The organism is Enterococcus innesii (assembly GCF_022846515.1).
Taxonomy (GTDB): Bacteria; Bacillota; Bacilli; order Lactobacillales; family Enterococcaceae; genus Enterococcus_D; species Enterococcus_D innesii.
The window spans coordinates 2,494,386-2,518,247 of record NZ_AP025635.1 but is presented as its reverse complement, the minus strand read 5'-3'; the positions used below and the strand labels follow the sequence as shown (position 1 = coordinate 2,518,247).

Annotated in this window: 23 protein-coding genes; 1 reads left to right on the top strand and 22 read right to left on the bottom strand. The window is 42.2% G+C overall.

Annotation, left to right across the window (positions count from 1 at the left end):
- Positions 1–157: 157 nt before the first annotated feature.
- The 7 genes from ENLAB_RS11805 to ENLAB_RS11775 form a co-directional block, all read right to left on the bottom strand.
- Entirely contained in the window at positions 158–634 is a 477-nt protein-coding gene (locus ENLAB_RS11805) for an SAM-dependent methyltransferase (RefSeq protein WP_081118989.1), read from the bottom strand.
- Between the two features lie 86 nt (positions 635–720).
- On the bottom strand, positions 721–1,539 hold the full coding sequence (locus tag ENLAB_RS11800; protein WP_081118988.1) for a MerR family transcriptional regulator: 819 nt from the start codon (positions 1,537–1,539) through the stop codon (positions 721–723).
- Positions 1,540–1,717: 178 nt separating this feature from the next.
- The gene (locus tag ENLAB_RS11795) at positions 1,718–2,617 is read right to left on the bottom strand and encodes a DUF7916 family protein (RefSeq protein WP_244351208.1); all 900 of its coding nucleotides are present in this window, start codon (positions 2,615–2,617) and stop codon (positions 1,718–1,720) included.
- 1 nt (position 2,618) lies between these two features.
- On the bottom strand, positions 2,619–3,899 hold the full coding sequence (celB, locus tag ENLAB_RS11790; protein ID WP_244351207.1) for a PTS cellobiose transporter subunit IIC: 1,281 nt from the start codon (positions 3,897–3,899) through the stop codon (positions 2,619–2,621).
- Between the two features lie 626 nt (positions 3,900–4,525).
- Positions 4,526–5,350: a hypothetical protein gene (locus ENLAB_RS11785; RefSeq protein ID WP_244351206.1), complete on the bottom strand. Its 825-nt coding sequence runs from the start codon at positions 5,348–5,350 to the stop codon at positions 4,526–4,528.
- A 481-nt stretch (positions 5,351–5,831) separates the two neighbouring features.
- Entirely contained in the window at positions 5,832–6,167 is a 336-nt protein-coding gene (locus ENLAB_RS11780) for a nucleotide pyrophosphohydrolase (protein WP_061053736.1), read from the bottom strand.
- Complete coding sequence (locus ENLAB_RS11775) at positions 6,130–7,824, bottom strand: DUF2075 domain-containing protein (protein WP_016609664.1); 1,695 nt, start codon at positions 7,822–7,824, stop codon at positions 6,130–6,132. The genes ENLAB_RS11780 and ENLAB_RS11775 overlap by 38 nt, the downstream gene beginning before the upstream one ends.
- An 883-nt stretch (positions 7,825–8,707) precedes the next feature.
- On the opposite strand from ENLAB_RS11775, the gene ENLAB_RS11770 reads away from it, so the two are divergent.
- Entirely contained in the window at positions 8,708–9,016 is a 309-nt protein-coding gene (locus ENLAB_RS11770) for a hypothetical protein (protein ID WP_244351203.1), read from the top strand.
- A 673-nt stretch (positions 9,017–9,689) separates the two neighbouring features.
- On the opposite strand, the gene sufB is transcribed toward ENLAB_RS11770, so the two are convergent.
- From sufB to ENLAB_RS11695, 15 genes are all read right to left on the bottom strand, one after another.
- Positions 9,690–11,081 carry a Fe-S cluster assembly protein SufB gene (sufB, locus tag ENLAB_RS11765; RefSeq protein WP_005232103.1) on the bottom strand — a complete coding sequence of 464 codons (1,392 nt, stop codon included), beginning with the start codon at positions 11,079–11,081 and terminating at the stop codon, positions 9,690–9,692.
- 29 nt (positions 11,082–11,110) lie between these two features.
- Entirely contained in the window at positions 11,111–11,605 is a 495-nt protein-coding gene (gene sufU / locus ENLAB_RS11760) for a Fe-S cluster assembly sulfur transfer protein SufU (RefSeq protein WP_005232105.1), read from the bottom strand.
- The gene (locus ENLAB_RS11755; RefSeq protein WP_244351201.1) at positions 11,583–12,827 is read right to left on the bottom strand and encodes a cysteine desulfurase; all 1,245 of its coding nucleotides are present in this window, start codon (positions 12,825–12,827) and stop codon (positions 11,583–11,585) included. Before ENLAB_RS11755 ends, sufU begins: the two co-directional genes overlap by 23 nt.
- Positions 12,824–14,128 (bottom strand): Fe-S cluster assembly protein SufD, encoded by a 1,305-nt coding sequence (gene sufD / locus ENLAB_RS11750; RefSeq protein ID WP_244351198.1) that lies wholly within the window; start codon positions 14,126–14,128, stop codon positions 12,824–12,826. Before sufD ends, ENLAB_RS11755 begins: the two co-directional genes overlap by 4 nt.
- Before the next feature lie 13 nt (positions 14,129–14,141).
- Positions 14,142–14,915, bottom strand: a complete 774-nt coding sequence (gene sufC, locus ENLAB_RS11745) for a Fe-S cluster assembly ATPase SufC (RefSeq protein WP_005227367.1) — start codon at positions 14,913–14,915, stop codon at positions 14,142–14,144.
- A gap of 305 nt (positions 14,916–15,220) precedes the next feature.
- Positions 15,221–15,571: a type II toxin-antitoxin system PemK/MazF family toxin gene (locus ENLAB_RS11740; RefSeq protein ID WP_244351196.1), complete on the bottom strand. Its 351-nt coding sequence runs from the start codon at positions 15,569–15,571 to the stop codon at positions 15,221–15,223.
- Entirely contained in the window at positions 15,564–15,788 is a 225-nt protein-coding gene (mazE, locus tag ENLAB_RS11735) for a type II toxin-antitoxin system PemI/MazE family antitoxin (RefSeq protein ID WP_371860490.1), read from the bottom strand. The genes ENLAB_RS11740 and mazE overlap by 8 nt, the downstream gene beginning before the upstream one ends.
- A gap of 177 nt (positions 15,789–15,965) precedes the next feature.
- Entirely contained in the window at positions 15,966–16,508 is a 543-nt protein-coding gene (locus tag ENLAB_RS11730) for a GNAT family N-acetyltransferase (protein WP_244351194.1), read from the bottom strand.
- A 60-nt stretch (positions 16,509–16,568) separates the two neighbouring features.
- Entirely contained in the window at positions 16,569–17,225 is a 657-nt protein-coding gene (locus tag ENLAB_RS11725; protein ID WP_244351192.1) for a DUF624 domain-containing protein, read from the bottom strand.
- Between the two features lie 11 nt (positions 17,226–17,236).
- Positions 17,237–18,109, bottom strand: coding sequence for a carbohydrate ABC transporter permease (locus ENLAB_RS11720; protein ID WP_244351189.1), 873 nt, complete (start codon positions 18,107–18,109; stop codon positions 17,237–17,239).
- A gap of 13 nt (positions 18,110–18,122) precedes the next feature.
- The gene (locus ENLAB_RS11715) at positions 18,123–19,025 is read right to left on the bottom strand and encodes a carbohydrate ABC transporter permease (RefSeq protein WP_005232126.1); all 903 of its coding nucleotides are present in this window, start codon (positions 19,023–19,025) and stop codon (positions 18,123–18,125) included.
- Between the two features lie 86 nt (positions 19,026–19,111).
- Positions 19,112–20,383 (bottom strand): ABC transporter substrate-binding protein, encoded by a 1,272-nt coding sequence (locus tag ENLAB_RS11710; RefSeq protein WP_223079666.1) that lies wholly within the window; start codon positions 20,381–20,383, stop codon positions 19,112–19,114.
- Between the two features lie 45 nt (positions 20,384–20,428).
- On the bottom strand, positions 20,429–21,580 hold the full coding sequence (locus ENLAB_RS11705) for a glycoside hydrolase family 88 protein (RefSeq protein WP_244351187.1): 1,152 nt from the start codon (positions 21,578–21,580) through the stop codon (positions 20,429–20,431).
- Positions 21,564–23,405 carry a DUF2264 domain-containing protein gene (locus tag ENLAB_RS11700; RefSeq protein WP_244351185.1) on the bottom strand — a complete coding sequence of 614 codons (1,842 nt, stop codon included), beginning with the start codon at positions 23,403–23,405 and terminating at the stop codon, positions 21,564–21,566. The genes ENLAB_RS11705 and ENLAB_RS11700 overlap by 17 nt, the downstream gene beginning before the upstream one ends.
- Positions 23,368–23,790, bottom strand: coding sequence for a hypothetical protein (locus ENLAB_RS11695; RefSeq protein WP_074535302.1), 423 nt, complete (start codon positions 23,788–23,790; stop codon positions 23,368–23,370). The genes ENLAB_RS11700 and ENLAB_RS11695 overlap by 38 nt, the downstream gene beginning before the upstream one ends.
- Positions 23,791–23,862: the final 72 nt, after the last annotated feature.

The following is a 23,862-nucleotide window of genomic DNA, read 5'->3' as shown; positions in this document are numbered from 1 at the left end:
TCCTTTCGCTCTTCCTAATGTTTACCTCAATTATAGCGGATGATGTCCCTTAAAAACAAACCGCGTTTTTTCTTTACTTGAATCGAACATCGACATTGCTTAAATTTTCATTGTTGCGCCAACAATCTTCCGATTGATTCCTCTATTTTTTCATCCTCTAAAAATTAAATTCATTTTCCCAATTAAAATCAGCAGATTCTTCTAAACTGTTCGGCCAATGATGGCACCAGGAAGGAACTCTGGGCACTTCTACTCGATCCAAACTTGGTGTGTACGGTTTGATATCTATTAGTGGCGTTTGGTCGTTTGCATCAATATAAGGAATAGAAAGAATTCCTTTCTCAACATCGACTGATAATACTTGAACAACACTTAATGCAATTGGATTTGGTCGAATGGGTGATCTCGTAGCAAATATCCCCATTTTTTCAGGCGCATGTTTATAGGGTTGCTCAGCATCCAAAATCATTCGATACTTTGCATCCGCAAAATCACTGAACCACCATACTAATTGAAGGTGACTAAATCCTTCAATCCCTGCTAAAGCTGGAATATATTCTTTCTTAAGCTTGAGCAAGCATCCTTCCTCATTGTTTTGAATGATCCCAATCGGTTGTAGTTTATATTCTGTCATTTTCTTTCCTCCATTTCCTCTTGGTGCTCTCAGAATAGTGCCTGACACAGTGTGAGAGTCAAGAAAAAATAGAAAAAATCTGCTACTCAACGTTTTATGAGCGGTATTTGTATTTCAGTCAAATAATTACGTTCTTCCTGCTCATTCCAAGGACCGCGATGCACGATTTGCCTGTCTGGTCCGTCCATTTGGTAATAAGGATGTTCTTGTAGCCACTCAGCCAAGGACAAATAGACGTTGGCTATGTTGGAGAATGCACCGTACACCATCGTGCACGCCATAATTGGCACTGCCTCCGTTTCGTAGATGGAAAATACTTTGGAATCTACTTGCAGGCCTGCTTTCACTTGCACACACAATTCAACATCGACATTTTTTTCTTTAAACTCTTGGTCGTGATAAATCGAAAATGATTGTCCGAAATTCTTTATTTTCTGATTTTCCATAAAAGTGGCTAGTTCTCTCCACAGTTCCTCTTCAGAAAAATAATTTGGTATGACTTTGCGAAGGGAGAGCACATGATAACTCGGGACTGCTTTCATTGTAACCTGATAATGGCGCTCTGTTCGTTTCTTCGTCAATTCTAATTTAGCCACTTCTAGTTTGATTAGTTTTTGTTTTTCCGCCTCAATAGTCGACTTAATCTCATCTCGTTTTCTTTCTAATTGTTCTGCAAGGAAGTCCTGCTCTTGGTTTTTCAGTAACACCGCAATTTCTGCTACACTAAAGCCGCTATCACGCAAATAGAGTATTTTATTGAGTTCAGGCAATTGAGCAGCCGAATACAGTCGATAACCAGTAAACGTATCAATCCTATCGGGCTTTAATAGGCCCATCTCATCATAGTAACGTAACATTCTGATACTCACTTGAGAGAGCTTTGAAAATTCACCTATCTTAAACATATGCACCTCCGATAGATTTATTATAAAAACACTTTAACCACACTTCAATGCTACTCACTATAAAAAACCGAAACAAAGAGTTCACTCTCTGTTTCGGTCTTGCTTCATTATTCAATATTCAACGAAAAATTCTTCTAACAATTCTTGCCTTTCATAGGCATATGCCGATTTGTTCCACCTATCGGTTCACTGAGACGGCCATTCGGTGATAGGTATGGCGCTTACCTCTGATGGTGATCGATAGTTGCAAGATGTTCTCGGGATCAGCGGTTCCAGAAAAACCAGCATCTCCGATATGGTGAAGGTCGCAGCCGGCACGTTTGCTAGTCAATGCCAAGGCACGGATCGTGCCTGTATCTGCACCTTCCTGTGTAGTGCCAATGGTGCCCATGACCAACTTCCCTTTTTGGTGGATAAAGGCCACTAGATCACTCATGTGTTGTTCACTCAGACCAGGAATCGTGCCCGCAATGGGTACAAGAATAACATCGGCCCCAGCTTGAATGAACGCAGAGGCAATTTCTTCATCTAACACGGGTTCATTGACACCAGCTCCGTGCATTTTTCCAGCAATAATGATCCCAGAGAAAACGGCTCTTGCTTGTTTGATTGCCGCTGTGATCTCTTTATTTGAAACGCCAGTGGAAGGATTTCCTGTCAGACAGATAAAATCAAATCCAAGTGCTTCTGCACGAGCCATGTTTTTCTTTGTTGCCAAACGCCCTGTAGCGATAGTTGTCAACTGTTCCATCTGCTCCGCACAATCGTCGACAGGCTCAAGATTGACCCCAACAGGCCGCCCCGTCAAGCATTGCAAAAAGCGAATGGGGTCATCCGTTGTCGGTAATCCTTTGATAGCGCCGTTTTCGCAATCAAATAGGTTCAGCAAAATCAAATCCGCCCCAAATGCAGCAACGAATTCAGCATTGGTGATTCCTCTAGACATCGGATCGATTTGGACATCATTTTCTGCTACGATCGTCCGTCCCGCACTTCCTCGGATACTTTCCAATAGCTGGTCTTTATCAAATGATTTAAAATCAGCTGCCGTGCAATTCAATAATCGTTTTGTCTTCATTTTACGCCCCACTTTCTGAACCGAGTTCACTGGCTAATGTCCGATTATCCAGCATTTTGAAGAATGGATAATAGATGGCGATAGAAACCGTCAGATTCACCAGTTGTAAGATTGCCCCCGAAATATGTCCGCCTGTGGCTAGATAACCGCCGATGATTGGCGGCATCGACCAGGGCACCAAAACGACGGCAGGTCGGACGATCCCCATGGCAACTGTCGTATAAGAAATAATATAGCAAACGACCGGTGTCAGAATATATGGGAACAAAATCAATGGATTCATGACAACGGGCAACCCAAACATGATGGGTTCATTGACATTAAAAACCGTTGATGGAAATCCGAGTTTCCTCAACTCTTTTAAATACTTGCTTTTACTTCTGACTAAGAGCAAGATCGCCAAGCCCAAAATCACGCCACTCCCGCCAATCCAGACAAAGGTATTCATAAAGGTATAATTGATGATATGCGGAATCGTTTCGCCGTTTTGAAAAGCGATTCGATTTTCATCGATCATTTGAATCCATGTCGGCTGCAGGACGCTCAAGACCAAGTCCCAACCGTGGATGCCCACTGACCAAAACAATGACGTAAACATAATGGCAAACAGACCGCCTATAAAGCCTCCTCCAATGATCGACAATGGTTGTCCCACAAGACTGTACAGCAGATCATGAACATTCGTGTTGCCGAATGATTCCACTAATAAACGAATCACCCAGAAAAGCGAGAGGCAAAAAAATGAGGGGATCAATGCAATAAAGGAGCGACTGACCGCCGGGGGAACGTTTTCTGGCATGCGAATCACGATATTCTTTTGTACGAATAGTCGGAAGATCTCCGCCGTGATCAGGCTGGTGATGATTGCTACGATCAGCCCGCGGCTACCAAGATAAGACATTTGAATGCCGCCATCTTCAATCGGAGTGACTAAAAGAAAAACCGAAGCTGCCAATACACCGGCAGATAAACCGCTGACGCGGTAAGTGGTTGCTAAACTATACGCAATAGCAAAGGAATTGAACAGCGCCATCACACCAAAGGTCACTTGTACGACAAAGTCTAATTTGCTGCGCCATTCCCCGCCAAAAATACTAGTAACAAATAGGTTAAAGCCTTCCCATGGAACGTTGGATAAAATAACAAAAATGGAACCGATAATAATCAAAGGCATCGTGGTGACAAGTCCATCACGGATAGCAACTAGATGCTTTTCACCGCCAATTTTCATTCCCCATGGCAGCATTTTTTCTTCCATAAATTTCTTTAACGAATCCTTCATAAGCTTCCTCCTTAACCTTAAAAGATCGCTGAAAGAGTGCGTTCAGGTATCTTTTCGAAGTGTGAATAGAAACCAAGGCTTGCCACCTTCAAGAACCTAGGATTGAAGTGCTGATCGCCAAAACGCTATTGCTATGAACACAGTAAGAACGCAAGGCATTGGATTTCTCAACTATGACTGCCTATTTTCCATGCAACTGTTCTCAACTGATCTTCATACCTTTTATTTGCCGCAAACGATCCTGCGCATGAACCGTTTCAAACGACAAAAAAAAGCATTGGACAAGATTGTCCAATGCCTTTGGCATAGCAAAATAAGCGTCCAGCATCCCACGGTTTTTGCCCAAAAACCTGCCTGAATCTACTAGAAATCGACAAGGAAATCGGGTACAATAAACACGTTGATGCCTTTGGCGATCAACTATGGCAACTTGATTGGTCAACTGTCTATAGTGAGTGACTGATCAGGGCCTCGTAAGTCTGCGCCAACAGAATTACGAGGTGCCTATTTTTTTGGTTTCTATTCGCTTACATTCTATAGAATGTTTTTCAGAAAAGCAAGCGAACGTGACAATAAAATTGCAAATAATGGTCATAAAATATAAAAACTGTTGTAATTCGTTGGATTTAAGCAGAAAATCTTGATTTTTTTGCGTATTTATCAAAAAAGGAGGACCGAATCATCCATGATTCAGTCCTCCTTTTCGCGTTAGACAAATACAAAAAAATTCCAGAGCAGATCGTGCCTACCAATAGCCCACGAATACTGCCTTCTCCTTCATTGGGTAACTCAAATTTGATGATATTCACCAGCAAAGCGCCGGTGATCAAGGCTTCAATGATGACTACCAAATAGTAGGGCAATGAGACAAAGAGGGAGAACGCCGCTCCCGCGAAAATACTGAAGGAAAGCACAAAGCGACCATATTTGTTATAAAGGGCACCATGATGGTGATAGAGCAACCAATCGTTCATGAGAAAGTGCAAACCAAAAGCGATAAAGTAGGTCAAAATGTAAAAACGCTCTGATAGCGTATTGGCAATCACGATATAGCCGATCATAATATTGTAAATCACATGAAAAGCGATATCCGACCAAAAAAAGGCGTTTTTGGCACTGGTGATGTCTTTCTTTTCTAACACCATAAACGTCCGCTCATCGATTTTGTAGATCACGTAACTGAAGACTAAGCCAAACAAAACGATGCCATAGACCCCATGACTATAAAAAATCCCCGAATCCCAGCCAAATTCATCGATCAACACCGTTTGAAAATACGCCAAATGGGGCAATAGATGAACGATTGCATAGGAGATTCCTACCCCAGCGGCAAAGGAGCTCATGTATTGCACGTTTAGTTTTCTGGATGAGATAACATTTGAAAATAGATGGATGAAGATAAACCCTAAAGTGATCATGCAATTCACAAAATTGTTTGTTAGATACGTCATTGTTTTCTCCTTCTTACATTCTGTTTCCGGCAGCGTTTAATCGCATTTTTCAATAACAAAGTCTTTTTAATTAGTTATTTTTGGTTATTTTCATGAAATATTCTTGTTTACTATACAGTAAGTGGGCTTGGGGGGCAATAGGTTTTTTAGGTTTTTGGGGAGAAATATTTTTGATAGAAAACGACCTTCATTGTTGCCGATTTTTTACCGATGATCTTGTCTTCATTTTCGGATAGGATAATCTTGTTTTTGCTCTAGCAGATACTAGGTCTAACTTCATTTTTTATCAAAAATTGCGCTTATTTGAAGTTAACTTCAAATTTCCGAAAAATTGTAACCAATTTGAAGTTATCTTCAACTTTCTCAATTATGACAGATTTTTGACGTTCGTAACCAATCGCAGATGAATTCAGAAAGCCGTTGCTGCTCCTATTCCATCAAAAAAAGAAGCAAGAACCTGCAGCGTCCTTGCTTCTTTTTGTTACAATTCATTATACTTCTTTTTCGAATCTTTACTTTCTTTCACCGGATACTTCATGTTGTTTTTTTCCAGCTTTTCTTTGATGATCTCATCAATATCAAGACCCAAATTGTCTGCCAGCATATAGGAATAAATCAGAACATCGGCAATTTCTTCTTTTAGATGTTCGAAATCTTGAGTGGCTTCTTCAGGTGTTTTCCATTGAAAAATCTCCAACAATTCGGCGGCTTCGATGGAGATAGAAATAGCTAGATCTTTTTCATTATGGAATTGTCGCCAATTGCGATCATCTCGGAATTTATTGATCCGTTCCATTGAAGAGGGTTGGTTTTGCATGGTTGGACTGGCTCCTTTCGTTTTGTAGGGCTATGAGTTTTTGGCGGAGATTGGGATTGATTGCATAGATGTAAAGCCCTTTGATTGCTCGTTTCATTAATACATTCAATGAATTAAGGATGATCGTTTCTTTGGCTTTCTTCGTCAATTCTTGGTTCATATCGTCACGTCCCGTAAACGCCCCTTTGTCCTCATATTTATCGATATCGATGACAAGCTGGTCGGTCTCTGGATCGTAATCAACGGAAGGGCCAATGACGACTCCTACATTGTTTAAATCAAACCCTTGGACGGTGTAGATTGATCCGACTTCACTGATTGTATCTGGTCGCTCCGCCCATGTTCGCTTCGTGTCGGTCGTATTCCATGGCAGGTTGATCCCACCAGGATCTACAAGATAAGAAGCTCCGTCTTTTTTATGAACATAATCGAATGTTGAGATGATCCGTGACAGACCTTCCTTTTTATCGAGAGAAAAGATTTTATTCTTCAACGCATCATGGGTTTCCATAATCTGAAGCTCAAAAGATGCTGTTGATTCTGGAATCGGTGTTACACGTTTTTCTACGATATCATCGATCCATTGAATAATTTGTGGACTACTTTTCATTCTTAATTGATCTTTTAGCTGAAAGCGAGAAGCATTGTACCTTTTCTGAAACTGATCCAATTTGTCCTGATCCCAATAACTTTTGATTTTCAATACTTGCTTCGGATCAAAGATACAAATCGTGATTTTTGCTCGCTTGATAATTTCTTCTAGTTGGTTTTCATAGTGAAAACTGTTATAGCTGTCTTTCTTCGTTAAAAGCAAATGGGCCTCATCCACAATAACGATGTCTGGGTGCAACTTCTGATTATCTGTTTTATTAATAAAGGAAGTTGGCTTTAACATATGATTCTTTTTTAAATTTGGCAAACTTTCTGCCATTGTATGATAGGTTTTTAACATCTCTGAATGGTTGACCAGCAAATAATTATCAGTGCCTTTTAATACAGACTCTGATTTTGTATAGTCTTGAAGAGTGTTATAGAGAGATGCTAATAAGACGCTCTTTCCCGTTCCAGCTTCTCCTTCAATCATCAAGACTTTTTGTGTTTCATCCTGCTGAATCGCTTGTTTACAGTACTCAATGATTTCAAGTTTTATATCTAACTGTTCTGGCGTCAGTTCTTTAAAAGGGGATAATTTATACACATCTTTGTTGCGAATCGTATCGATTGAGTGCTTCGCCAACTGACGCCTTTGCAATTCTTCCCATAACTCTTGGAAGACCACTTCATCATAATACTCTTTTTCATAATACTGATGCATCTGCACCTGTCTTGTTTGACTGACATTTTGCAACTGAAACTGCTCATCCCCAATGAAGTGATTGATCAAATTGGTTTCGATATTGTAGGTCGCTGATTGATTGAATTTTTCATGACCAATCAGCAGGACTTCTTTAATTTCTCTGCGCTTAGAGTTATTCAAGTGCTGCTTCAATCGTTTGTTCACTTGAACCGTTTGACCAATGTACGCAACAGGTCTTTTCTTTTCATTTCGGTTGTAGAGTATGTAAACGACTGGGTACTGATCGATATAAGCCGTCGTTATGCTAGATAGCTCACCTTTCTTGAAATGATGATCTTCTATGATTAGTTGGTTGGTCATATTTTAGAGTCTCCGTTTAGTGTCTATTCCATTAAGGTTATTTATTTTAGTATATCATTGCATATTTTGCTCTTAAAGCATTAAAGACAAAATTGGTAATTTTTTGTTTTAGCAAAATAACCATTATCTAAAAAAATCGCTATTGATTAATCTACTAATTTCGCCCAACGTGCATACTTTGCTAATGATTTAATAGACTAACTTATTATCCTGAAACTCTTTTCAAACGAATCCTCTCTAAGACGTTCTAAAATAAATAGCTGAAAATCCCCTTTGATAATTCATCAAATATCCTCTGTTTAGGATATTTATAAATTGTTTAGTAAATCAAAAAAATATTTTTCAATATTAAAATAAATAAATATTTTATAATTTTAATTTGACTAAATCATTCAATATGCGATAATCATTTACGAAAGGATGATTTGATGAACCATACAGTTACCAGCCTAAGATATCTACGGATCGCTCAAATTTCTTTGTTAACATACTATATTTATTTAGCCGTCCATGACAATATTTTCGAAGCAATTCCATTACTGTTAATCAGTGGTATTTTAGATCTCGTGTACCCGCCAGACTACGCAAACCAGTCATTTTGGTTCCCTTATAAAAAGAAAACAATATTTTTAAAAAGCAACAATTTGTTTCTGGAAAGAGCTCTAGAAATCTTAACCACAATTGTTCTTGGTATTTTCCTATCTCTTGTTTTTTAAAGGAACAACTTGTGATTGTTGGTTCCCTTCTACCCAACAACTGAATTATTTTTCTATTGCTCACTATTTTATCCATTTGTCTATTAAAATGGATTTATTAAATGAATAACGAATCCTTGACTGTTGAGATGACGCTAGTATTTAATCGAATGGAAAGGTGATTTTTTATGAAAAGAATTTGTTTTGTCTTAGTTTTGAGCAATGGATTATCTTACACACCATTAACTCCAGGTGTTCTTTATCAAAGAGACACAAGCCTCAAAGACTATTTTTCACCGTTTTACGACGTTTCAATCAATTATCTGAGAGATAAAGATACTGTTGATTACTTGGTCCTTCCTGAGCCATTCGCTCCTTTTGATAATGAAAATAACCTCCCCATCATAAAAGTTCCTTCTAAATTTTTTCTGACTAAAGATTTTGAAAAAATTAAGGATTACATTGATGACTACTTTAAAAAAAACGATGCTAAGTAATACTAATCTTCGATCGTTTTAAGCTCTTACTGATTGATACCGTTATCAATCAGTTTTTTCGTCGGATTGTCAACTTATTTTGGGACGAGAAAACAGTCCGAATATTCTAAATTTATTCTTTTGCGATAAAATTATTCCAATATAGATAATAAGGTAATATTTATTTGGTAGCTCTCAATTATTCTTATACTTAGCTGAGGGCATCACTTGCTTGACCAAAAAATTCAATGATCGAATACGGGCTAACGGTTTTAATTTAACTTAAAGGGGTTTTAGTTTTGACAGACGAAAGATGGTTCCAAATAAGAAAAAGACGAAAGATAGAATTATATGTTTGTCTTTTAGTCGTTTTCCCAATGGTCTATGGGCTATGGTTCAACATAGTTTTTCTTGTACAATATACTGCACTACTTTTTTGTATCGCAGTTTTAACAGCAATTTATGAACTCGGAAAACTATTAATTGATAAAACTCTAAGAAAAAGGTAGTAATGTTCAATCTATATTTTGTAGGTTGGACATTACTACCTTTTTCTTGAAGGAATTTAACAACAATAAGCCTAAAGAAGATACAAAAAGGAGCACTCCTTAGAGTACTCCTTTTCATTATTTTATGGAAAACAGTAACATACTAATCAAGTCAATGAAGCTTTGAATGTAATAGTGTACCCCTATTACCCCACAGACCCTTCCATCTCATAACTAATCAACCGGTTCAATTCGACTGCGTATTCCATCGGTAATTCTTTGGTGAATGGTTCGACGAATCCCATGACGATCATTTCGGTTGCTTCGCTTTCGGAGAGGCCGCGGCTCATTAGGTAGTACAGTTGTTCTTCTGAGATTTTGGAGACTTTGGCTTCGTGTTCTAGGGACACTTGGCTGTTGTGGATCTCATTGAATGGGATGGTATCGGATTTCGATAGGTCATCCATGATGATGGTGTCACACTCGATATGGGAGATAGAACCTGCGCTCTTCTTGCCGAAGGTGACTTGTCCACGGTAGTTTACTGCACCGCCGTCTTTAGAAATTGATTTTGAGACGATGGAGCTGGAGGTGTTTGGTGCATTGTGGATCATTTTTGCACCAGTATCTTGGATTTGGTTGGCACCTGCAAAGGCAATGGAAAGCATCGTGCCCCGTGCGCCTTTACCATCAAGATACACACTTGGGTATTTCATGGTTGTTTTGGCTCCTAGGTTGCCATCGATCCATTCAACGGTAGCACCTTCTAAGGCTTTGGCCCGTTTGGTTACTAGGTTATAGACGTTGTCTGACCAGTTTTGAATGGTGGTGTAGCGGCAGTAAGCGTCTTTTAGGGTGAAAATTTCAACGATGGCTGCGTGCAAACTATTGCTTGAATAGGTTGGGGCGGTACAGCCTTCAACATAATGGACGCTGGCGCCTTCGTCAACGATGATCAATGTTCGTTCGAACTGACCGGTATTTTCGGCATTGATCCGGAAATAGGTCTGTAATGGCACATCGACACGAACGCCTTTTGGTACATAGATAAAGGTACCACCTGACCAAACGGCTGAGTTTAAAGCAGCAAGCTTGTTATCGGTTGGTGGGACTAATTTTGAGAAGTATTGTTTGAACAGCTCAGGGTATTCCTTCAAGGCTGAATCGGTATCGGTAAAGACGATGCCAAGTTTTTCAAACTCTTCTTTCATGTTGTGGTAAACGACTTCTGATTCGTATTGGGCAGAAGCGCCAGCCAGGTATGCCCGCTCGGCTTCTGGAATACCAATGCGTTCAAAGGTCTCTTTGATTTTTTCTGGTACGTCATCCCAATCACGGGCAGGACGATCACTTGGTTTTTGGTAATATTTGATGGCATCAAAATCGATGTCAGACAGATCCGGGCCCCAGTTTTGCATGGGCATCTTGTTGAAGGCTTCAAGAGACTTCAAGCGGAACTCAAGCATCCATTCTGGCTCTTGCTTGACCCGTGAGATTTCACGGACGATGTCTTCGGTCAATCCTTCGCCGGTACTAAAAACAGGCTGCACGTCATCGTGGAAGCCAAATTTATATTCTTCTAATTCGGGTACACCCATGGTTCTCACTCCTTTTGTAGTGCGGTTGTCTATTCGCTGGTTTCTTCAGTGTCAGATTCATTGGCGTGGCTGTGACTGACAGATGCTTGTGTACTGTCGGCAGCAATGGCTTTTTCTAATGCTTTCCAAGCTAAGGTCGCACACTTGATGCGTGCAGGAAACTTCGCCACACCCCCAAGCATGGAAGCATCGCCTAAGCGATCGCTTTGGGGAATGTCGTTTCCTTGGACGAGCTCAGAAAACAAGCCTGAAAGTTCACCAGCTTCGGCTAGTGTCTTACCGATAATCGCATCCCCCATCATGGATGCACTGGCGGTACTGATGGAACAGCCTTCGCCAGTAAACGCGATGTCTTTGATGGTGTCTCCTTCGACAGCGAGCTCCAAGTGGATCACGTCGCCACAGGTAGGGTTATTCAATTCGACTTTGTACGTTGAATCATCCAAGGTGCCCCGATGATGTGGGTGGCTGGAATGATCCAGAATGACTTGTCGATACAAATTATCTAATTTCGTTAGTGCCATGTTGGAAAAACTCCTTCGTCAGCTTGATGGCGTCAACCAGTCGATCGGCGTCCTCTCTTGTATTATACAGGTAAAAGCTGGCCCGTGCAGTCGCTGGGACTTGCAAATAGGTCAAGAGGGGTTGGGCACAATGATGACCTGCCCGTACCGCGATGCCTTCCATGTCTAAAGCAGTAGCAACATCATGAGGATGGATACCAGCTAGATTAAAGGCGATCACTCCCGTGCGTTTTGCTGCTTCTTGGGGGCCATAGATGGTTAAGCCTTCAATGGCTTGCAGTTTTGGCAAAACGTAGGCAGCTAAGTCTGCTTCATGGGCGTGGATGTTTTCTAAGCCGATTTCTGTTAAGTAATCCACCGCTGCACCTAAACCGATCGCACCGGCAATATTTGGTGTACCAGCTTCAAATTTCCACGGCAGTTCTTTCCACGTGCTTTCTTGCAGATGGACAAAATCGATCATTTCCCCGCCAAATTCGACGGGTTCCATCTGATCCAGCCATTGCCGCTTGCCGTATAAGACACCGATACCAGTTGGTCCGCACATTTTATGGCCAGAAAAGGCATAGAAATCACAATCCAGTGCTTGGACATCAACTGCCATATGTGGAACAGCCTGAGCACCATCCACCACCATGACGGCTTGGTGCTGATGCGCCAATTTGGTTAACTCCGCAATCGGATTGATCACGCCTAAAACATTGGAAACGTGAGCGATCGAAACGATGGCGGTTTTGTCTGTGATCTGTTTCTTGGCATCTTCCATGTCCAAGGTGCCTTCTGGTGTCAACTGGATATATTTCAAGGTAGCTTTTTTCCGAGCAGCTAATTGCTGCCAAGGGATGATATTGGAGTGATGTTCCATATAGGAAATCACGATTTCATCGCCTTCATTGACAAAACAGTCGCCGTAGCTGCGGGAGACCCAATTTAAACCAGTGGTCGTCCCGCGAGTAAACAGCACTTCCGCTGTCTCATTCGCATGGATAAAACTGCGAACTTTTTCTCGTGCGCCTTCATAGGAATGGGTCGCCCGTTCTGCGAGGGTATGGACCCCACGATGAACGTTGGCATTGTCTTGATGGTAATAATCGGTGATCGCCTGCAGCACCGCCTCTGGTTTTTGCGTAGTGGCGGCATTGTCGAGGTAGATCAATGGTTCGTCATTTACGAGCTGATCCAAGATGGGAAACGCTTGTTTCACTTTTTGGGCATCGATCATGCGAGCAACTTCCCTTCGATAACGGCAACCAATTCTTGTTGCACTTCTTTGACTGGGATCGCGGTCAAGACGGATCCTAAGAAACCACGAATCACCAAACGTTCCGCTTCTTCTTTGCGCAACCCACGACTCATCAAGTAGTACATTTCTTCTGGATCGACCCGTCCCACACTGGCTGCGTGTCCGGCTGTTACTTCGTGCTCATCGATCAAAAGGATTGGGTTAGCATCGCCACGGGCTTGGTCTGAAAGCATTAGGACACGGCTTTCTTGTTGCGCGTCCGCTCCTTTGGCTCCTTTTAAAATGTGTCCGATACCGTTAAAGGTTAAGACGCCGCGTTCTCTAATGACACCGTGTTGCAGGATATGACCAATGGAATGCGGTGCTTTATTGGTGACGCGGGTATCGATCCCTTGTGTTTGGCGTCCAGCACTGATTGCGACCGCTTTGACTTCCGAATGCGCGCCTTCGCCTACAAGATCAGAATCAAAGTCCGCCACGACGTCTCCGTCATTCATGACTCCGATCGCCCAATCTACCATCGCATCTCGTAATACGTAGCCGCGACGATTCATGTACGTAGTAATGTTGACACCTAACTGATCAATCGCAGAGAATTTGACCTTCGCGCCTGCTTTGGCAATTACTTCCACTACGATATTGCCAGACAGTTTTTTCGCTTGGTCGCCTTTGGTTTGGAAACGTTCCAAGTAGCTGAACTCACTGTGCTCATCAGCAACGATCAAAATGTGTTTGAAGAAATGCGCTTGACTATTGCCATTGTGATAGAAAATCGCTTCAAGGGGTTCTTCGATCACCACGTTTTTTGGTACATACAAGAACATGCCGCTATTCATAAACGCCGCATGTGCTGCGGTCATTTTGTCTTCGTCCATTGGCACTGCTTTGGTCATATAGTATTGATTAACCAACTCTGGTACTTCTTTCATTGCTGTAAACAAGTCGGTAAAGATCACGCCTTTGTCGATCAACTCTTGCGGTAATTGCTCAAAGATGGTGGTGTCATCGAACTGAACGAGGGTCGGATGGTTATCCATCGCGTTAAAGGCGGGAACTGCGCCTGCCACTTCTTCTTCTGACAAAGCGTACTCACCAGCAAGTGCTTGTTCGTCGATATTGAACAATGGCCAACGCTCGTAACGCACCCGCTCGATTTTTGGAAACGCAAGTTCATCCACTTTCGCAAGGGCTGCTTGGCGTAATTCCAACATCCATTCAGGCTCTTCTTTTAACGCTGAAAAAACGTTGACTTGTTCAAGATAATCCTGTAATTTTGCCATTTACCTTGCCTCCTTACGCTTCTTCTTCTTTGTAGTCGATCCCTAACTCTTTACTGATCCCAGCATAGCCTTCTGCTTCTAGGCGTTTGGCTAAGTCTGCCGAACCGGTCATCACGACACGGCCTTCCATCATGATATGAACCACGTCTGGTGTGATGTAGTTTAACAGACGTTGGTAATGGGTGATGATCAAAGCGCCAAAGCCTTCGCCGCGCATTTCATTGACGCCTTTTGCTACGACTTTCAAGGCATCGATATCTAGACCAGAGTCGATCTCATCCAAAATTGCAAAGGTTGGCTCTAGCATCAACAATTGTAAGATTTCATTTCGTTTCTTTTCTCCACCGGAGAAGCCTTCATTCAAATAGCGTTCTGCCATTTCTTCGGGCATATTCAATAAATCCATTTTTTCATCTAATTTCTTCAAGAAATCCATGACAGAGATTTTGTCGTCTTCGTCACGTTTGGCATTGATCGCTGCCCGCATGAATTCTGCATTGGTGATGCCTGGAATTTCACTTGGGTATTGCATCGCCAAGAACAGACCTAAACGAGCTCGCTCATCCACTTCCATTTCCAAGACGTTTTCGCCGTCGAACAAAATTTCCCCTTCTGTCACTTCATAATTCGGGTTGCCCATGATGGCAGCGGACAAGGTTGATTTCCCTGTACCGTTTGGTCCCATGATGGCATGGATCTCTCCAGTTTTTAACACTAAGTCAACGCCTTTTAAGATCTTTTTATCTTCGATTTGGACGTGTAGATTTTTGATTTCTAAAACTGACATTTCTTTCCCTCCAGTATCTTTTCTTTCTCACTATTTTAGACTAATTGAGAATGAACTTCAAACGCTATTCCCGACTTTTTTAAAATATTTCTAATCTGTACATTGGAATTATTATAAAGTATTACATAGAGATAGTACATGGTTATTGTTCAGAAAGTCGACTATTTTTGAAATTTTACTTTTATCTTTCAACTATCTTCTTTTCTCTATTGTTGAAACCTTGTATTCTTAGGAAATCAAAGTGAAGGACCCTCACTCGTTTTTTGTGAGGATCCTTCACTTTTTCCATCCTGCTGTTTTTTTAACTATAATGGAAAATTAAAGTTCATCATAAAATGCTGTGCAACATTAATCAGTTCTTTTTTTGATAGTTTCCCTAAAATTTCAATCTTTCTACCGTCACGCTCGGAATAATCTAGCGTATAAACTTGCTTTGTATTTACTTTACTCCCAGGTTTCAATTTGTCGTGTTGAATAGCGACAAAGTAAGGACGCTTCCGATCTGTACTCGTTATTGGACAAACAATGATCAAATTTGAGGTGTAACTGTACTCATCCCTGCTGATGACTAAAGCAGGCCTGCGCTTTTTGATTTCACTATCTTTCGAGGGATCAAAATCAATAAATACAAGAGTCCCTTGTTCGAGCCTATTCATCAAGCTGCCTGCCTTCAACAATAAAATCAGCAGCTAGCATATCTTCTTCATCAACAAATTCTTTCTCTTTTGCAGCTAAAAAATAATCATCGATCTTAGGAATCAAGGAAATCGTCCCATCGTTTTCTTTGCTGATAAAGTAGGTCTTACCAGCAGGAATCTCAAACTTACTTGCTAGCGTGACCATTACCGCATTTCCTTGCTTTCTTGTTTTCACTGTATCCAAAACAATCACCTTTCCTTCATAACTTATATAGTCTATTTCACCACGTAATTACAAAATACAGCTAGGAGATCAGCCCCTTTTTTACTAGGTACTTTACTATACGCAAAATGCATCTGATCAATCATCAACAACGAAAGAGGACACGAAAAAATCTCGCATCCCCTACCTTCACTTCTGCTGTGCCCATTCTTCTCGTAAGATGCCATACTTGATGGAATCATAATAGGTGCCTTCCCAGAAACGGACTTTGCGGATCTGGGCTTCTTTGGTCATCCCTAGCTTTTCTCCTAGTTTCATCATGCGGTGATTGCCCGACCACGTGGTATAACCGACACGCTGGATATGAGGCTGTGATTCAAACAACTCATTGATCCACTGGCGAATTGCTTGGCTGCCAATGCCTTGATTCCAAAGGGAAGCATCATAGATGGCTATCCCGAATTCCAACCACTGCTGCAAGGTATTGTCTTCCCAATAAGCGGTCGCGATCCCCACGATTCTTCCTTGATAGCTGATCGCTTTACGTAACGGGTTGTCGATACAGCTAGCGCCAAACCCCTTTCGAAATTCTTCCCACGTCAACACGGGGTCTTGAAAATACGGTCCGTCCCATTTTTTCCATTCTAAATCTGCCTTAGGCCCATAGCTGATCGACCAAAGTTCAGCAAGCATTTCTTCGGTAATCGGTTGAAGTGTGACTGTTTCTGCCATCTTCAAACACCCCTTTCTCCTAAAAAAAGTCGTCTCCTTTATTCGTAGACGACTTTCTTTCTATTTTATCTGAAATTTCCGTAAGTTTAAATAAAGGAGTCCGAAAAAAAGGACAGGAAAAAGAGTAAAGCAAAATTGCGGCTTCAAAATCAAGGCGACAAAAACGGCAACAAACAAACAGGTTGCTAACAAACTAACAGGCCATTTTTTCAAAGTGAAGAAAAGTGCGGTACGCAGGACATCTTTCTTAGCGGCTTTTGGATTACGCACTTGGAAGTACCAAGCGTTGATACTTAGAGCTATGGAAAGCATCCCTAACAAAAGAAAGAAAGGAACGAGCCATTTGCCACTTTCAAATTGAACCGCAAACAGAATATCCACGATCGCAATGACACTTCCCAGCCAGCCGATGAGCCAATAGAGAAACCCGCGCACGGCAAAGGTTCTTAAAAAGTAGCAGAAATCTTTTACTGGATCGATGTCTTTGTGTTCTGCAAAGCGATCGATCGCAGCCAGGAGGCTGATCATGCTTGGACCAATCAGCAAGAGTGCCAATGCAAACCAAAGGAGGTTTCTAGGATCGACTGCCAAGAACATTGCCGTGAGGGTGTAGGGTGTATTCACGACCCAAAAACTGATATTCAGGGCAAAGCCAATATATAGCCAGCGGAAGATCCGCATGTAAAGATTGTTTTCAAAGGTAGGTTTGGTAAACATGATTGATCACCTCAATTTTTCATTCCCGAAGTAGCGATTCCTTCTACGAAGTATTTTTGCATTGCTAAAAAGACGATCGCTACTGGCAAAATGGAGACCACAGATGCTGCCATGATCAGGGCGTACTCGGCATCATATAAGCCGACAAACATTTTCAAGCCTAACTGAATGGTTTTGTTTTCGGTTGAGGAGAGGTAGATAAATGGTCCCATATAATCATTCCATGTATTGACGAAGGTGATGATGGTCAGACTCGCTAAAGCAGGCTTCGTCAGTGGTAGAATGATTTTTCGATAGATCCCCCACTCACTCAAACCATCGATCCGCGCACTTTCACACAGTGAATCAGGAATACTACTATAGTATTGTTTCAACAAAAAGACGCCAAAGGCACTGAAGGCTTGTAAGAGGACCAAAGACCAAAGCGTGTCTGTCAGCCCAAACTGGCGCATCATGATGAACTGAGGAATCATATAGGATTGCCAAGGAATCGCAATCGTACCGATGTATGTCAGAAACAACAGGTCGCGTCCTTTGAAATGCATCTTTGAAAACCCATAGGCCGCAAAGCTAGAGGTAAACAATTGGATCAAGGTAATGATAATGCTCAAAAATGCTGTGTTCTTGAAAAAAGTTAGCAAAGGTATGCGATCCCAGATCACCGAATAGTTTTCTGGGTGCCAACTTTTTGGAATCCATTGGATCGGTACGCTAAAAACATCGTTATTGGTCTTAAAAGAAGCAGAGATCATCCAAAGAAACGGGATCAGTGTCACTAACGCGAGAAATGTTAATAAGAGAATCAAGGAGACACTGCCGATCGACAGCTTGGCTTTTTGTTTTGGTTTGGCTTGAACATTCTTTTTACTCAGTGTATTTTCCATCTGTACTCCCTCCTTACACCCGTTCTTGTCTTTGGTTCCACTTAAACTGGATCACCGTGATGCCCAAAACGATCACGAACAAGACCATGGCGATCGCGGATGCGTAACCAAAATTAAATTTCACAAACGCTTCGTTGTAAATTTGATACACCAAGACATTGGTGGCTCGGCCGGGTCCGCCGGCAGTCATGACTTGGACCAAATCGAAGATCTTGAAACAGTTTATGACCAGCATGATCGAAACAAAGAAGGTCGTTGGTCGTAAGGACGGCAACGTCACGTTGCGAAACTGCTGCCACTTGTTGGCCCCATCGATCGAAGCCGCTTCATACAATTCCTTTGGCACACTTTGTAACCCTGCCAAGTATAAGATCATGTAATACCCCATGCCACGCCAGACGCTGACTATGATGATCGCCGTCAAAGCCCAATCAGAGCTGGAGGTCCAACCAGGAGGATTTTCAATAAAAAATTTCAAAAACTGATTGATTGGTCCCATCGTTGGGTGAAACAACATGTTCCACACGACAGCGATCGCAACTAGCGAGGTGACATAAGGAAAGAAGAAGGCAGTACGGAAAAACTTCATTCCACGTACTTTTTTATTCAATAAAATCGCTAAGCCTAAGGAACATACTAACGTCAATGGAACGACGCCAATCGTATAGAGAAAGGTGTTCTTTAACGAGATCCAAAAGGTGTCGTCCCCTAGCATTTTGCTGAAATTTTTCATTCCCACAAATTCAGGCGAACTAAAGGAATCCCATTCCATGAAAGCCAGAATCAATGAGAACACAACTGGCACTAAGGTAAATAAGAAAAAGCCGATAAAGTTCGGTGCAATAAAAGACAGCGCGGTTAGCGTATTTTTGCGTTTCAACTTATTGGCTGCTTTTGATTTTGAGGTTATTTCCATATTTGTCTCCTGCTGCTTGCCAGCAGGCCCCCTTTCATTAATAAAGAGAAGGAACTTTTTTGCCCAAGTCCCTTCTCTCGTTAGGACTATTCTGTTTCAGATTTCACCCTTTTTTCCATATTCGCAATGCCTTCTTTTGGTGTTTCATCCCCTACAAGAATCAAGTCATGTTCTTCTTGCAAGATTTTGTCGATCGCTGGTCCATTTTCATCGACAGGAAACTCGATCGCGACGGTTTCTGGATTGAAGGCTTTTTTCGATACTTCATCGGCGGGCATGCCTTCACGGGAGAAGTAAAGTTCATCAATGGCGTCAGTCTTATACGAAGGAACGACACCGACTTCTGCTAATACTTTGGCGCCTTCTTCACCAGAACAAAAGTCTAAGAATTTTTGTGCAGCTTCTTGATGTTTTGAATTTTTATTGATGGCAAAAGCAGTTGGAGAACCAAATGTCGTTACTTCCCCTTTTTCATTTTGCGGCATTTCCGCAATGCCCCACTCAACATCTGTCTTGCCATCGTCGATATTGGTCATCAATGCACCCATATACCAAGTTCCCATGTACATCATGGCTGCTTTTTCATTTTCAAATTGTGATTGGTACGTAACTTTCGTTGATTTTGCTGTCCCAAAGTCCATTTGCGCCTTTTCGTCTTGCATCCGCAATGCACGATCATAATATTCTTCTAAATAGTCGTATTGAGGATCGATCAAGTTTGCGCCATTTTGGGCAGCTGCAATCGCTTGGGTAGTGGAACGCCACGTGTGTTGATACGCACCATAAATTTGTTCGTCTGGTTTTGTTAGCTGCTTGGCAAGCTCCTCATATTCGTCCCAGGTGATGTTTGATGGGTAGTCTAAGCCTGCCTCATCGAACATTTTTTTGTTATAATACAAGACCCAAAAATCCGTCCGATACGGTTGTGCATAGGTTTTGCCTTCTACGTCATACATGTCATAGCTTTCTTGCGCTGGGGCAATATCCAATGATCCGATATGGTCGGTGAGATCCACCAATTGGTCCCGCAACGCATAATTAGAGTAAGAAAGTAAATTTTTCATGGTCAAAATATCTGTCGTATCTCCTGAAGAGAGCATCGTCGTCAGTTTGGTATCATAATCATCTGAAGCAATATCGACAGGTTCAACGGTAATGCCCGGATTCGCTTCTTCAAAGGCACGGAATAGTTTTTCGAATTCAGGTGTCGTATCGTAATTCCAAGTGGTTACGGTCAATTTGATGTCGCCATCTTCAGAAGCAGCGGAATCATCTGTCGCTCCGCCTCCGCAGGCTGCCAAGGCTGCGATCGTCCCAAACATCGTTGCTGCTAATAAACCTTTTTTCAAAAAGTGCATGTTCATTCCTCCATTAAACATTTTTTTAAAGGGTCGCCCCTAAAACTACCAATAGGAATACCAACTTTGTGACACCCGCATCAGCGCTTCCATATAATAATAATCGCCCCAGATCATGCATTCATCGACCCCTTTGAGGGAATTCTTGTCATAAACCCCATGCATCAAAAGTCCGTTTGATTCGGGATGGTCGATCGTTGTATAGTTTTGGGCTAACGACGCCAAGATCGCCAAGGCGTTTTCTTGATAGGCGGCTTGGTTTGGCTGCGTGATCGGTAAATGTTTCGCCAGTTCTAGCAAGCCACAGACTGCGATGGCGGCGGCCGAACTATCCCTTTCTTCCTGACTACCATCGTTAAACACTAAATCCCAATAACTGACCTTGTCCGCCGGTAATTCAGCAATAAAGTAATCCGCAAGGTCTTGAGCAGTCTTCAAGAAACTGGTATCACCGGTGTAAAGGTAACTCAGCGTAAATCCGTAGATTCCCCACGCTTGCCCTCTCGCCCAGCAGGAATCATCGGCATAGCCTTGTTGGGTATTGCCGCCGATCGCCGCTCCAGTTTCAACGTCGAAGTAATAGGTGTGATACGTCGTGGCGTTGTCTCGCACGATGTATTTCTGGGTCTGCTTGGCATGAGCATAGGCTGCTTTTTTGTAGGATTCATTCCCCGTCATTTGGGAAGCAAAATACAATAGCGGCAAATTCATCAAGCAATCAATAATGATGCGCCCCCGTTGTTGCGGATCATCGAGATTGCCCCACGCTTGAATGATCTGGGCTTTGGGTGAGTAACGGGCCATTAATAGATCGGCGGCGGCAATCGCGAGTTTTTTCGAAGATTCCCGTCCGTTCACTCGATAGTCGGCAATCGCAGTCAAACTATACAAAAACCCGATATCATGGGTTTCTAGTCCAATTCTTTGGTCCAATCGTTCTTGGAAAGAGTGCAGTTGTTTTTCGATGGTTTCATCAAATTCTGTTGATCCCGTCAGTTCTTTACTCAAAAACAACATGCCAGTCCAAAAACTCGCCGTCCAATCATGGTTGGCTTCTGGTCGATAGACAAGCTGTTCACTTGCTGCAGGTGGGACCAACGTGTCAAAGGTCTTAGTATTCTTTCTTACTTGATTAACGGTGAAGTCGATTTGCTCGGCTACCCATTGTGATAGCTGTACGTCATAGCTGGTTTCCATTTTTTCCTCCTATTCGCTCAACCTGGATCATATGTCCGGATTGATTGATCGTAATGTTGTTTGTTGTCACTTCGACGGTCACTGCTTGTTCTTGTTCTTGTGGAAGCAAGCCGGTGACGAGGGAAACGAACAGGTGCTTTCCTGCTTGTCGTTGAGCAGTTAGATACGGCAGCCACGTTGCAGGATACAAGAGGTTCGTATTGGGCTCCGTTCGTAAGATATCGCTCGTTTCATAGCCAGCGATTGCCTCGATTTTCGAATAACCGATCGATGTTCGTACCGCAGCGCTGCGTGCGGTTTTTTCAGTGATTGCAGTTGCCTCTTTCGGTGATGAAAACCCACCCTCATAAAAAGAAAGGGCGCGCTGAGAATTGATCTCGTGAATGCGAAGGTGACTGCCTATCAGTGGAATGATCGTTGTTTTTATCTGCACGTCTTCCCATGGATCCCATTCATGAATGATCCGATCAGGTAAAAGCTGATACTGGCGATCCAATCCTTTGGTGCGAAAGTAATGGTCATCTTCTGACAAAGCCAACGTATTGTCATAATTTCCTTCATAAAACCAATAATTGCTTTTGGGCACGCTATTACCAAACGTCGTTGAGTAGACAAATTTGCTATATTTGCTGTTGGCATGACTTTGATAGTTGATAAATTGTCCTGCAGGAAACATCAAGGCATGCGTCAAGTCTTGATTGTGTTGATAAAAGTTCTTACTGATGGGATGAGCCAGTGTTCTTTCAGTGATCGCTAATGGCGTCGGGGTGGCTTGCCAATAGGGATGCTCCTTTGGTACCGCTAACAAAAGAAAGGTTTTTAACGCCCAATAAGGCGAACCTGGTGCATTGTAGCCTTCGGCAAAGATCAGATTCTGGTACGAATAGCCGACCGTCAGTATCCCTTCGGAAGTAAAAATGTCTTGCTGCATCCACTGATGCAGGTGACGACTGATCAACCCCTTGATCTCTCCCCATGGCAATGCTTCAACATCCGCAAAAACCAATGCGCTGAAAAAAGAAACTTGCGCAAAGCGATACGTCAAACTTCGACCAAAAGGAACGGCAGCTCCACTTGCTGCAAACCAATGCTTGAAGGTTCCAGCAAAATCGGTGGCTCGTTGTTTGAACTTCGTTGCCCTTTCAAGATCCTCAGGGACAAATCGACAGTACAGAAGACTATAGTAGTGGATCGCAAAAGATACATAGTAATCGATTTGAGTGGCTACTCCGTCACAGTACCATCCTTCCCCTAAATAAAAGGTCTCGATCAATGCCAAGTCAGCATCGATTTTTTCTTGGGAAAAGCTGCTGCCACAACGCTTCATGGCTACATTGACGAGAACCCGAAAGAAATGCCAATTGTTTGCGGGAATTTCTCGTTGATTGACTTGGATCAGCCACGCATGGAGATCATCTTTTTGGCGTTGGGATAAAACATCCCACGTTTTTTCCTTGTTTAATAATAAAAACGTACTTAGCGAAGCCATTTCCACGATTCGTTGGTCGAAGTCTTCCACAACACCCCAATAATCGGGACTCTCTGGATCTGTACCCGCAATAATTCCTGAGAGATAGGTTTCCATGAATGAATCTTCTTGCTGGGTTAGATAAGGCGCGAGTCCCCAAAGCGGTCGCAAGAACGCTTCAAGTTCCTGTACCTCTTTTTCATAGACAGTCCCATGGCTGCCTAAAGCCAAATGACCGGGACGACTGCTTGCAAAAGCGGGTTTGAGTTGATCCATGATCGTTTTGAAGCCGGCTGCTACATCTTCATAACTTTCAAATTTATTCTTTTTCAATTGCTGCAGCTTCTGTGATTGCATCCGCATCCTTCCTTTCAATCAATGTCGCTTTAATAAAACCATAATATTCTCCGTAGACCGTCACCACATCTTGCAGTTTCAGTTGTTGACTTTGTTCATTGAATACTTGGTACTGTCCAGCCGCTGTTTCTAGAATAAATCGATCCCCTTTCTCAATGTCTGCTGTTTTCGCATCACTCTTTACGATGGTGCCAGATAGCTTCACGAATTCATGCAACGGGACGACACCTTGCGAAAAATCTTCGTCAGAATAACAAAGCGCTCGTTCTTTTAATTGCTTTTCGCTGCTTTGGGAAAATGCTTGCGTCTGCGTTGCTTCATTTGGAGAACAAGCAGTCAACCCCATAAGTAGACCCAGGATAAATAACGAATTAATCCACTTCATTCATGCCACCCTCATTTTTAAAACGCTTTCTTCATTTCAAATCATACTTTTTTTTAGGAAAATAATCAATAG